This is a genomic window from Paenarthrobacter sp. YIM B13468, from assembly GCF_042788025.1.
GTDB lineage: Bacteria > Actinomycetota > Actinomycetes > Actinomycetales > Micrococcaceae > Arthrobacter > Arthrobacter aromaticivorans.
On the sequence record NZ_JBHZPI010000024.1, the window covers coordinates 60,258 to 72,174 of the forward strand.

Sequence of the window (11,917 nt, forward strand, 5' to 3'; positions counted from 1 at the left end):
CAGGCAGCCCTCCTTGGGCGGCCGTGGCTTCCTGACCCTCTTTGGGCGGCTGGGAGAGAGGATTCAACCCCTTTGGGTTACATTCTGCTGCTTTCGGCGGCAAAGAAGGTCAGGACCCAACAGGACTTACGACGCCGGGACCTCCTCACCGGGTAGCGCGCCTCCGATGAGAGCGAGGTTTTGGATGAGGGCCAGTCCGAACTGGGCGGTGTCGTTGGTGGAAACAGTGGGGGCCTCGTCCACTGGTTTAAGGACGTAGGGCGGGAGGATCTTTTTCAACGTGAAGGCCTCGGCATGGTTCAGGTTCTCCCCGCCCTCGGCAAAGCTGGCCCAAGCTAGCTCCGCCAGGTCCGGGGACTCCAGCCGGGCTGCCGCGTAGGCCGTGAGTCGGCTGTGTGCCTGCGTCAGGTAGATGCCTGCCAAGGGCTGTCCCACTTCCGCTGCCTGCTCCTCAGGCGAAGCCAGGAACAGCCGGCAATACTGCAGCCACGCGTTCTCAAAGGATTCATCGGGCACCAAGCTGATGAGTTCGCTGCAGATTTCGACCAAACCGAACACGGCACTCAGGTGCGAGACGCTGATGGCTTCCCTGCCGGCGTCGAACCTTCCCTTGTCCAGGTCGTAGAGCGCCTCGCCCGTGAGGAAGCCGTATTTCAGGGCGCCGATATCGGCCATAGTGCCCAAGAGCCGGTCGCGTGAGCGGGGGTTTCCGGTGCGTTCCCAGTCGGTGAGCCAGGTGGCTGCGAGCGAGCCCCAGTCCGTACCGAGCCCTACGCCCAAGGCGCCGCGGTCCGGGCGGTAGGTATCGGCGTCGGGCCTGACTTTGCGGACGGGGTCCAACCCGAGGAAGTTCTGGTCGCTGTCCACGAGTTCGGTGAGGAGGTCGCCGGTTCGTTCATCGGCGGTCAGGTAGTAGTAGAAGCGACGGTAGGCCGGGGTGCTGATGCGCAGTTGCTTGGCGCTGCATCCCCAGTGCTGCACGTTGTGCCGCGAGCCCAGACCGCGCCATGGGCCGAGGTGGTACACATCCACTTCGCCGGTATGGCGGGTCATGGCCTCGGCGAAGCGGAAGACGTCGGCGCGGCCCGAGCGGAGGTACATGTACCAAAGCCAGAGGTCCGGCGAGAGTTCCGAGTTGTCCCAGGCGTAACCGCCGACGTCGTACCGCCAGACATGCCGGTCGGAGTCGTAGGTGTGCATGACGTCTCCGTAGTTCCAGAACCCGTACCAGCGGCGTTGCTCGGTTTGGCCGTGGTAGAAGTCGAACAGGAAATCCAGCTTGTCTTCCAGCTCTGCGCGGGCCGGGGTACTGCGGTCCACGGGTGACCAGTCACCGAAGACTCCGGCGGCGTGCAGGTACTCGGGCGATGGCTGCAGAAGCGCGGGAGTGGACGCCGAGAGGGCATCGGCCGCGAGGCTTTCCGTGGAGGGTGTGGCGTCATAGGCGAACAGGGTCAGCTCATGGGTACGTCCGATGCCGGTGGGATTGCCGAAGCCGGGCTCGTAATCCTCGTACGTGATCTCCAGGCCCTCGAGTTGTTCCTCAAAGGTGTCCTGCCCCAAGCCGTCATGGTAGAAGCGGAGGTCCATGGGCTGCGCTTCGGGGGAGAAGAGCCACGCCGTCATTGTGGCTTCTGCAGTTGCGGCGCCGCGGATGTCCAGTTGGCCCGGGTGCGACTGCCAGAAATCTCGCACGCCAACCCCGAATCCGCCCCGGAGGTCACTCAGCAAGCAGAAGCCTGAGGACCGGGTTCCGCCGCAAATGCCCACCCAGCCGTGGCCCGGAGCGGTACGTTTCCGCAGCTCAAAACCGTCTGCGCTCAGCTGCGTGAGGGTGTAGTCGTTCCACGACGGGATGAGGTGCAATCGCTCGGAAACCAGCGGGCTCCATTCGGTGGACGGGGGAGTGGGTTCCCCGGCAATCTGGGCTTGGCGCACAGCCTCGCCCGGATCCCGCCGCAGGCCCGTCAACCCGCGGACCGCTTCCACGACAAAGCCTCCGTCCGCGCCGGCGATCCGGACGTGGCGATCGTGCAATTCGCTCTCCAATGGAACGTTGAACTGGACGCCCAGCCCGGCCAGGAAGTCCGTATCCGCCTCGCCATCCCAAATTAAGGAATGCATCATCCGGATGCTCCGCGCGCCGGCGTAAAGGTAGAAACGGATGGTGAACGGAAGCCATTCCCTTTCGCCCAGGTCCGCCCGGTGACGGCCCTCCAACCGCACGACCGCCCGAACAGGGCCGTGCTGCTCCACCGTTACGGACATGACGTGGCCGGTGAAACCTTGGCGGGTTGTGCTGCCGGCTCCCTCACTTAGCCCGGTCTGGAGAAGACTCACGAGTCTGCCATCCTTCGCTACCACCGAACCGTCGCGGGTCAGCGGACTGAAGCGGGTCAACGTACTGAACAGCGTGGGGCCTGATCGGGGGAGCACCATCTCCAAGGTGCCGGTAGAGACCGTTACAGACTCTTCCGTTTCGGTGACCGTCACCTCAGGTGAGCGTTCGACGGCGGCTGCCGGGCCGCCGTCGTGCTCTGACGGTGGGTGCGCGGTGCCTTTGTTGGTGGTGACGCTGTATGCCGCCGATGGCTGATCCGTGGCGCCGACCGCTAGGCCCGCCCACTTGAGGGAGCCGTCGGGCCAGGTAGCGAGCGGCCAGGTTTGGGCGTTGATGGCCTCGCCGCTGGCATCGAGGACGGACAACTCTTCCGCGCCCCGTACGGTACCCCGTGGAAAGGGCATCCCCCACGTCGTGCCGCCGCTAAGTCTGGCGGGCGGTTCGCCGTCGAGCCACGTGATCGGGGCGTGCTGAGTCATGTTCGATTCCACCTAAGGTTCCGGAAAGCGCTTTCTTTGGTACGTTTCAAAAACCTACCTCCGGGCGTTGCGGGCCGCAAGAGGTGACCGCGGAATGATCCCAAAAACCGTCCCTGGCGACTAAGGAGAAGCGTGGGGAGCAGATCGTGCGGGGGAATCGCGATGGACTGCGAACGCCTGATGCCATTAGCGGCCGGCAGAAAAACCGGCGACGGCGGGAGTGTCGCGCCGTCGTCGGCGTATCGTTTAAGTCCCGGCCGCCTCTTGAAACGGACTTGTGTCATGGCGCGATTGATTATCATGGGCCCTCCAGGTTCCGGCAAAGGCACGCAAGCGGAAGTGATCGCCCGGCATTTCTCGATCCCCGCGATCTCTACGGGAGACCTCTTCCGTGCACATGTTCGGGACAAGACGGAACTCGGCGCAGAGGCCGGCGAGTACATGGACCGGGGTGAGTTTGTTCCTGACCATGTCACCACGGCTATGCTCCGCCAACGCCTGGAAGACGCCGATACAGGGAACGGGTTCCTCCTGGACGGCTACCCGCGCAATGTCATCCAAATTGGCGCCCTTGATGAGATTCTGGCCGCAAAACAACAGGCACTTGAAGTGGTTCTCGTGCTGACAGTGGAAGATGCCGAGCTCGTTGCCCGCATGCTTCAACGGGCTCAGGAACAGGGCCGCAGCGACGATACTGAACTTGTGATTCAGCGCCGGCTGGAGCTGTACCGGGATGAAACGCAACCTGTGGTGACTGCGTACAGCCAACGCGGAATCCTGTTGATGGTGGACGGCTCCGGCGATCGCGAATCGATCACGGCTGCTGCGATCGCTGCGGTGGAGAAGGCCTTGGCGGCTTAGCGCGCCACGGACGAAAGGCCGGAGCTAAGGGCACGGAGATAGGCCGCGAATCCTTCGGGTGCCCGGGCCTGCAGTCGCCCGGAGGTTATCACCTTGGTGGTGTCCGTGGCGATGACCGCCAGCCCGAGCCGCCGAAGGCGTTCAACCAGGACCCGGTCCTCGTGGGACCTTAGCCTCGGAAAGCCGCCCGCGGCCAGATACGCAGAAGCACGGACGCCAAGGTTTGCCCCGTAAATATGGGGATGGTCCTCCCGGGAGGGGTGCAGTTCCCGCCAGCGTTCCAGGACTGCCTCGTCCATGTCCCGGGAGTCCGGCTCCACGGATCCCAAGATGGCGTCGGCACCGGCGTTGGCAAGTTCCACCTGTCGCACCAGCCAGTGCCCCGGGACGGTGGAGTCGGCGTCGGTGGTGGCCAACCACGTACCTGCGCCTGCGCCTGCGGCGAAGGGCAGGCGTTCCAAGGCTGCACGGATGCCGGCGTCGCGGCTGGCGCCCGTGCTGCGAAATCCGACCTCCACCGGGAGGAAACGGAGATCAGCCAAAGTGTACGCAGCCGTGATGCTGGAGGATCGGTCCGTGCAGGCGTCCAGGACCACAGCGATTGAAACCCCGATTCCGGCGTGCTCGCGCTGAAGGGCATCCGCCGCGGTCTGCAACGCCGCCAATGCTGAGCCGATGTGCCTTTCCTCGTTGTGGGCCGGCATGACCACCGCGACGCTCCGGATTTTTTGCCGCTCCGCGGCGGTCACAGCGTTTCACTCGGGGCAACAAGGATCTCCAGCACGAAGTCCCTTTCCCGGTAGATCCCATGCGCGGGCCACACAAGATGGCTGCGGGCCATTGCGTGCACCGCCTCTGCGTCCAACTGCCAGCCCGAGATCGGATGCCGCCAATGGCAAAGAAGCAGGGTGCCGCCGGGGCGGGTGGAAGCTCGAATCCGGTCCAGCAGTTCGATCAGTTCTTCCGGCGAAAGGTAATAGCCCGTCTCGGACAACACCACCAGGTCGAAGGTCCCTTCCGGCCACTCATCCGGCACAGTGAGGTGGCGGGCTTCGGCCGATGGGTATCCGGAGAGCCGCTGTCTTGCCTGGAGCAATGCCGTGCTGCTGGCGTCCACTCCAAGGAACTGCCGGCATCGCCTTGCGAGTTCCTCGCTGAGGGTGCCGATGGAACAGCCCAGTTCCAAGCCGGAATCATACGACTCCTTGGGCAAGGCCCCCAACGTCAGGGCCCGCTTGCGGCGTTCGTACCAACTGGAGGAGTAGTCCCACGGATCCTCTTCACGGGAGTGAACCTCGTCGAAGATCCGCTCTGCGTCTGCTGCTGTGTTGCTCCCCGCCGTGAATGGGTGCCAGGCGAAGGTCTCGAAGTGACGGGAAAAGTGCTCAAGGAAAGTCCCGGACAGCAGCGTCTCATCACCCGGCTGCTCGGACAACGGTTCCACTTGCGAGGCATGGGCGCCCATTGCCTTGTTCTTGGCTTCCCGCTCCGCCGCGGTTAACGGGACCCGTACCCATGACTGCCACGCGGCATCGCCGGGTCCTGCCCAGAGCCAATACCAAATGGGGTACTCCAGCAGGCCATGGCCTCCGGCGCCGGCAACCCTGGCTGCGATCGAGCCCAGGGTGTCGTGGTCTGTGTGCCCGTCCGAGCGGTAGGGCGCCACGATCACCACGTTGTCCGCCGGATGGCCTGACGTTGCTTCGCGAACCGCGTCTTCGATTCGATTTTCATGGGCGGCCAGCCGCCCGTCCGCCAGCTCCAGGAATTGCCACGCCGCGCTGGGAGCCAGCCCGGACACAGCCGTGTCGAACTCATTGAGCCTGACGGCGGCAAGCTGTTCCGGCGTCGTGGTTTGCGACTCCGGGTGCGAGGCTTCGCCGGCTGTGCAGAGCAGGAGCTTCACGCTTGCCCCGCTGTGGTGGAGCTTGGCAAGGAGGCCGCCGGCGCCGAGTGTTTCGTCGTCCGGATGCGCGGCGAGCACCACAAAGGCCATGCTTGTGAGCCTGCTTGCGTCGAGCGGCAATTCCGGCAAGGCAGCGACGCCGCTGGCCGCCCATTCCGCCTCGGTTGTTCCCGTGTCTGCGTGCGAGAAGCTCACCATCCGGCGTCCCCATCCAGAGTCAAGGCGCCCAACTGCGCGTCGTCGCGCAGGGCGTGGTGCTGGCGAATGTATAAGGACAGGTCCGCTATTCGTTTTCCGTACGCCTCGTTGAAAGCCAGCGGGCCCGGTCCGAGGTTCTGGCTCACAACCGTTAGGACACGTTCGACGGCGGCGGCAACAGTCCCGCGGACGCGCAAGGCTTCGCTCCAGGCGCTGGAGCCGTCCGCACCTGAATCGGCCAGGCCGCCGGCGTCGATCCGTTCGGCTGTTTCGGCCAGGTATCCGCCGACGGAGGTGAGGATCCGGTCCACCTCGCCCAGGGAAGCGAGGGCGATCTGGTCCGGGTTCCGGCCGTTTCCTACGCCCGCGGCCAGGGCTGCCCTGAAGTCACGGGCCATTGCCACGGCTCCGCCGAACCAGCACGAGGCCACTCCCATGCCACCCCAGGCGAAGCCGGGACGTTTGAAATACCAGCCCTCGTCGCCCACCGGTGCTGCCTTCACATGCTCGAACTGGACGGTGCCGCTGGGGATTTCCTGCAGGCCGCGGCTGGTCCACTTCGGGGTTTCGCACGATACTCCAGGGTCCTTCAGGCTGACGGCGAAGGCCGTCCTGCCGTTGCCTTCCGTGTGGGCTGTGATGATGGCATTGTCCAGTTGGGCGGCCAGCGAGCACCAGGGTTTGGCGCCGTTGAGTACGTAGTTTCCGGCAGGGCCGGTCTTGGCCTCGAGTTTCATGCCGGGGCCTTCGGCCGCGAAGACCCCCCACGTGCCTGTCTCGATTGCTTCGGAACCGGACTGGGCCAGGATCGCGAGGGCATCCAGATGGGGTTCAAGGACGCGTCCGGCGGCCACGTCCACAGCCGTTACGGACGCCAGGAGTTCCCAGAGCTTGGCTGTGTTGCCCTCGCCAGGTTTCGGGGCAGTGTGTCCTATCTCCCCGGCAATAGCCAACAGTTCAGGGATGTTACCCACGGCCGACCGGATCTCTTCGAGTACGGGTTCCAGGGCTTGAAGTTGAACGGACTCGGAACTGATGCGTACGGGATGGGCTTCGGGGTCGCTCATGGAGTCAAGCCTAAACTAAGGAGCCTTAGGTTATGGCAGGAGAAGCAAGAACGACGGCGGGAGGGGCCGATGCTTGGCATCGCGCCGAGCTGCGACGGAGGTGAGCAGTGCGCTGGGTTTCCAACGAGTTCCGCCCGCGGAAAAGTTCCCATTGGTCGCCACATGACGCCGCTTGTTCACAAGTTTTGTCACAAGAATCACATCGTCTTGTCATTTCATGTGACAAGATTCCTACGCTGGAAGGGTCAATGTTCCCGAGCCTTAGGAATTTCAGTGCCACAACCAAACGACTCCGCTTCCATCTCCACCGACTCCCACAGCCCGCCCGGAAAGAACCCGCCTGGCAAGAACCCGCACGGCAACCCCCGCAAAGCCGGAAGTTTCCTCAGCAACCTGGGCGCCGACCTCCCTGCGTCCTTGGTGGTTTTCCTTGTTGCGCTTCCCCTTTCCCTCGGCATCGCGGCAGCCTCCGGAGCACCCGTCATGGCCGGGCTCATCGCAGCCGCCATCGGAGGAATCGTCGCCGGCAGCCTAGGCGGCTCCCCACTTCAGGTGAGTGGTCCCGCCGCCGGGCTGACCGTCGTCGTCGCCGGTCTGGTTGATGAGTTCGGTTGGCAGGTGACGTGCGCTATTACTGCGGGCGCCGGCGTCGTGCAGTTACTGCTGGGCATTAGCCGCGTAGGCAGGGCGGCACTCGCCGTTTCGCCGGTGGTGGTCAAAGCGATGCTGGCCGGCATCGGCATCACGATCATCCTGCAGCAGTTGCATGTGCTTCTCGGTGGCCAGGCGGCTGGGTCCGCCGTCGAAAACCTGACCGCACTTCCGGTGGCCATCACCAATGTCGAGCTGCACTCCGCCCTTCTGGGCCTGGCAGTCGTGGCCATCCTCCTCGCCTGGAAATACCTGCCCACCGCAGTGCGGAAGATTCCCGGCCCGCTGGCGGCGGTCGTCGCTGTCACCGCTTTGTCTGCAGCAGTTGCGCCCAGCGTCGAGCGCATCAGCTTCAGCGGTTCGCTGTTCGACGCCGTTGCCCTGCCAAGCTTGCCCGACGGCAACTGGCGTGCCGCAGTCATGGCAGTCATCACGGTAGCCCTGATCGCAAGCATCGAGTCGCTGCTGTCCGCGGTCGCGGTGGACAAGATGCACGCGGGCACCCGGACCAATCTCAACCGGGAGCTCGTCGGCCAAGGCTCCGCCAACGTGGTCTCCGGAATGCTCGGCGGCCTCCCCGTGACGGGCGTGATCGTCCGCAGCGCCACCAACGTTGAGGCAGGCGCCGCGAGCCGTACATCCGCCATCCTGCACGGCGTGTGGGTCCTGGTGTTCTCGGCACTGTTCGCCGGTCTCATCCAGCTGATTCCGTTGTCCGTGCTCGCAGGCCTGTTGCTCGTCATCGGCGCCAAGCTCATCAAGGTCGCCGACATCAAGACCAGCCTCCGAACCGGCGACCTCCTGGTCTACGTAGTCACGCTGGCATGCGTTGTTGTACTGAACCTGCTCGAAGGCGTCATTATCGGCCTCGCGCTCGCGGCCCTCTGCGTGTTGTGGCGGGTACTCCGTGCTCAGATCCACGCCCATGCTCCCGCGGGTGAGGGGCTGCCGTGGCGCCTCATGATCGAGGGGTCCTGCAGCTTCTTCGCCCTCCCTCGGCTGAACCGCGTGCTTCACTCCGTGCCCGACGGACAGGACGCAGTGGTTGAACTCAACGCCGATTACCTCGATCACGCTTTCCGCGAGGCTCTGGTCGCCTGGCAGACGCAACACCGCTCCAGCGGCGCCTCGGTGGTGTTGGAGGAACACGGAACCACCGCTTTCACCGACGCCGCGGACAACACTCCCCAGCGTCAGGATCCACGCGAATTCCCGCTGCCGCCCAGGACTTCCTGGCAGTCGTCGCCTCTGGATGGTGCCCACCAGGAAGCGCACGACGACGGCGGGCAGCTTCCGCTGCGGTCGATCCTCCTTGGCATCGACAAATACCATCGGCGCTACGCAGACAAGGTTCGTCCGCTGGTGCAGGATTTGACCGAGGGGCAGAACCCAGACACATTGTTTGTGGCCTGCGTCGACTCCCGGGTCAATCCGAACCTGATCACCAGCAGCGGCCCGGGCGACCTTTTGACGCTGCGCAATATTGGCAACGTAGTGTGCCCTGATGGCCGGGATGCCTCGATCGACTCGGCACTGGCATTCGCGGTCAAGGGCTTGTCCGTGGACTCGATCGTGATCTGCGGCCACTCCAACTGTGGCGCGATGAAGGCCGTAATAGCCGACGCCGAGGGTGCGGCCGCGGCCTTGGGTGGGGGCTTCGATGCCTGGTTGGAGCACGCCCGGCCGAGCTACCGCTCGCTGTTGGACGGTCATCCTGTCGCCCTTGCTGCCGAAGCTGAAGGATACAGCCGGCTGGACCAGCTAAGCATGGTGAACGTCGCTGTCCAGCTCCAGAAACTCGAAGAGCACCCGGTTACCGGGCCCGCTTTAACAACTGGGCAAGTGCAGGCCACGGGCTTGTTCTACGACATCTGCACGGCCCGGGTGGTCCTGGTCACGCCGCAGGGCATCGAGCAACTGGATCCGAGCATGGCCGTTCACTAGTCTGCCAGCTGGCTTGCGTTGGCCTGCGTTGGCCTCCGTTGCCTCATGACCAGCTTTGAGGTGACACTGGCCCCGACACGCCGATACCTGCGGCGTGTCGGGGCCGCTTGGCTGTCAAAAATGGTCGTGAAGCAACAGGGCTCCTTCCTGTGGGGATCTTTGGCTCGAGAGCAGCCGTCAGCCCTCCCCGTGGCCCCGCAAAGTGCGGAATACTGGAGCCGGAACCACGATTTCCGGCAGGAAAGGACTGCCGTGGGAGGAGGTGGCGAAAACGTGAACGCGGAGAACAACGCCTTCAGGCGGAAGCTCGAGCGGGGCGCGGAATTGCGGGCCGTCCGCTCGTGGGGCGGCAATGCCGAGGAAGACGCAGAGCTAGAGGCGGCCGACGCAGAAGACCGGGAGAAACGCCGGAAGGTGGACGATGCCGCGCGGGTCGAATATTTGATCCGGGATGCCATGAACCAGGGCAAGTTCGACAACCTCAAGTACGCCGGCAAACCGATCCCGGGCTTGGGCGAGCACTATGACCCGGACTGGTGGGTCAAGGGCCTCATTCAGCGTGAACGACTCAGCGGGATCGGCCCACCAGCCATTCTCCTACGGATCGAGGACGCTGAACTCGACGCGAAGCTGGATCAGCAGTACACGGAAAAGCAGGTCCGCGACATCCTGGAGGACTTCAACAAGCGAGTCGTCGAGGCCCGTCGCCAGCTTCAGGGCGGCCCGCCTGTGATCACCAAGCTGCGGGATGTTGACTCCGAGCTGGAACGATGGCGCGAGCGTCGGGCTGCGGCGTCTCCACCTGAGCCGGAGCCGGAGGAACCAATCAAACAAACGTGGTGGCAGCGGCTCTGGAACGGCTTCGGCTGAGCTGAATTTCTGCTGGATCATCCAGCAACGGTTCGCCCCACCAAGCAGCGGACGACGACGGCACTCAAGTGCCGCCGTCGTCCGCCTGTTGCCTCAGTAGAATCCGCTAGGCGAAGCTGTCTTCCTTTGCCTGCTCCGACTCTTTTCGTCCACCCTTGATCAGCGACGACAAGTGCGCCTGCTGCTGGCGGAAATGCCCATGTGCTGTGAGGCCAAACTCGTAGGCCGATTCTGCGTGCTGGGTGAGGTCCACTCCGGTGACTTCGTGTTCGTGGGCCACACGGAATCCGATGGTCTTGTGAATAGCGCGGCCGATTACAAGGGTGCCCAGGCCCGAGATGGCGATGGTGAGCAGCACGGCTACTGTCTGTGCCACGAGTTGCTGCGCGCCGCCGCCGTAAAGGAGGCCACCGGCCACGCCTTCCGTGGGGAAGGCAACGAAGCCAAGGGAAAGCGTGCCGATCACACCGGCGCCGAAGTGCACGCCCACGACGTCAAGGGAGTCGTCGAAACCGAACTTGTACTTCAGGTCCACAAACACGGCACAGGCGGCGCCGGCAACGAGTCCCAGGCCAAGGGCCGCGAGCGGGGTGATGTTGGCGCAGGAAGGCGTGATGGCCACCAGGCCGGCAACAACGCCGGAGGCTGCGCCCAACGATGTCGGGTGTCCGTGGCGGATCTTCTCCGTGACCAACCAGCTCAGCATCGCAGCGGCAGGAGCCACCAGAGTGTTGACCCAGATCAGGCCTGCCTGCTCAACAGTGGTTGCAGCACCGCCGTTGAAGCCAAACCACCCGAACCAGAGGATTGCTGCGCCGATCATGATGAACGGAACGTTGTGGGGGCGGTGGTTGGGGTCCTTGGCGAATCCGTGACGCTTTCCCACGATTAATGCGAGGACGAAAGCGGCGGTACCTGAACTGACCTCAACTACGGCACCCCCGGCAAAGTCGATCACCTGGCCGAAGATCTGCGTGACGGCTCCACCTGCGCTCATCAAGCCACCGCCCCAGATCATGTAAGCCAGCGGGCAGTAGACCACTGTGACCCAGATGGGGACGAAGAGCGCCCAAGCGCTGAACTTGGCGCGGTCGGCGATGGCGCCGCTGATGAGCGCCACAGTGATGATGGCGAAGGTAGCCGCGAAGACTACCTTGAGGAGATCGGGCGAACCGATGAGGTCCTGGAGGCCGAAGTGGGCGAAGGGGTTGCCGAACAGGCCCAGGAAGCCGTCGCCGGTGGTCATCGAGTATCCCCACAGGACCCATACCACGCCAACAATGCCCGCAGAGATAAAGCTCATCATGATCATGTTGAGCGCTGCCTTGGCGCGGGTCATGCCGCCGTAGAACAGGCCAAGGCCCGGAGTCATGAAAAGCACCATTGCCGATGACAACATCAGCCAGACGTGTTGCGCAGAGATCTCCACTGCGTTCCCTTCTGATCAAGCCTGTCCGAAACGGGCCCCGTGTTGCACGGCCCTCACTACCCCCCGATCAATATTCGGTGAGCTATGTTTCCGACTCAGAAGAGCTAAGTTGCAGGTAAGTTACAGAAACCCCACGTTCGTGAAGATCACGTGACTGGCATGTTTCAGGGA

The 11,917-nt window shown here is 64.0% G+C and carries 8 protein-coding genes; 3 read left to right on the forward strand and 5 right to left on the reverse strand.

Translation table 11 applies throughout. The features are described 5' to 3' along the window. Positions 1 to 126: 126 nt before the first annotated feature. On the reverse strand, positions 127 to 2,820 hold the full coding sequence (locus ACFX4T_RS20490; protein ID WP_377653761.1) for a Tat pathway signal sequence domain protein: 2,694 nt from the start codon (positions 2,818 to 2,820) through the stop codon (positions 127 to 129). Positions 2,821 to 3,102: 282 nt separating this feature from the next. On the opposite strand from ACFX4T_RS20490, the gene ACFX4T_RS20495 reads away from it, so the two are divergent. Continuing rightward, on the forward strand, positions 3,103 to 3,681 hold the full coding sequence (locus tag ACFX4T_RS20495) for an adenylate kinase (protein WP_223946890.1): 579 nt from the start codon (positions 3,103 to 3,105) through the stop codon (positions 3,679 to 3,681). Here ACFX4T_RS20495 and ACFX4T_RS20500 read toward each other — a convergent pair. Genes ACFX4T_RS20500 through ACFX4T_RS20510 form a run of 3 tightly spaced genes read right to left on the reverse strand, consistent with a single transcriptional unit; the run spans position 3,678 to position 6,852 of the window. After that, entirely contained in the window at positions 3,678 to 4,385 is a 708-nt protein-coding gene (locus ACFX4T_RS20500; protein WP_223949345.1) for a glycosyltransferase family 2 protein, read from the reverse strand. The genes ACFX4T_RS20495 and ACFX4T_RS20500 overlap by 4 nt on opposite strands. A 41-nt stretch (positions 4,386 to 4,426) precedes the next feature. Next, positions 4,427 to 5,785, reverse strand: coding sequence for a PIG-L family deacetylase (locus ACFX4T_RS20505; RefSeq protein ID WP_377653763.1), 1,359 nt, complete (start codon positions 5,783 to 5,785; stop codon positions 4,427 to 4,429). After that, a complete protein-coding gene (locus ACFX4T_RS20510) occupies positions 5,779 to 6,852 on the reverse strand; it encodes an acyl-CoA dehydrogenase family protein (RefSeq protein WP_216926497.1) in 1,074 nt (357 codons plus the stop codon). The genes ACFX4T_RS20505 and ACFX4T_RS20510 overlap by 7 nt, the downstream gene beginning before the upstream one ends. A gap of 273 nt (positions 6,853 to 7,125) precedes the next feature. Between ACFX4T_RS20510 and ACFX4T_RS20515 the strand changes: the two genes are divergently transcribed. Continuing rightward, a complete protein-coding gene (locus ACFX4T_RS20515; protein ID WP_377653765.1) occupies positions 7,126 to 9,447 on the forward strand; it encodes a SulP family inorganic anion transporter in 2,322 nt (773 codons plus the stop codon). A gap of 273 nt (positions 9,448 to 9,720) precedes the next feature. Continuing rightward, positions 9,721 to 10,317: a DUF1992 domain-containing protein gene (locus tag ACFX4T_RS20520; protein ID WP_377653796.1), complete on the forward strand. Its 597-nt coding sequence runs from the start codon at positions 9,721 to 9,723 to the stop codon at positions 10,315 to 10,317. 106 nt (positions 10,318 to 10,423) lie between these two features. Here the strand turns inward: ACFX4T_RS20520 and ACFX4T_RS20525 are convergent, their stop codons facing one another. Beyond that, positions 10,424 to 11,746, reverse strand: coding sequence for an ammonium transporter (locus ACFX4T_RS20525; RefSeq protein WP_377653767.1), 1,323 nt, complete (start codon positions 11,744 to 11,746; stop codon positions 10,424 to 10,426). Positions 11,747 to 11,917 lie beyond the last annotated feature (171 nt).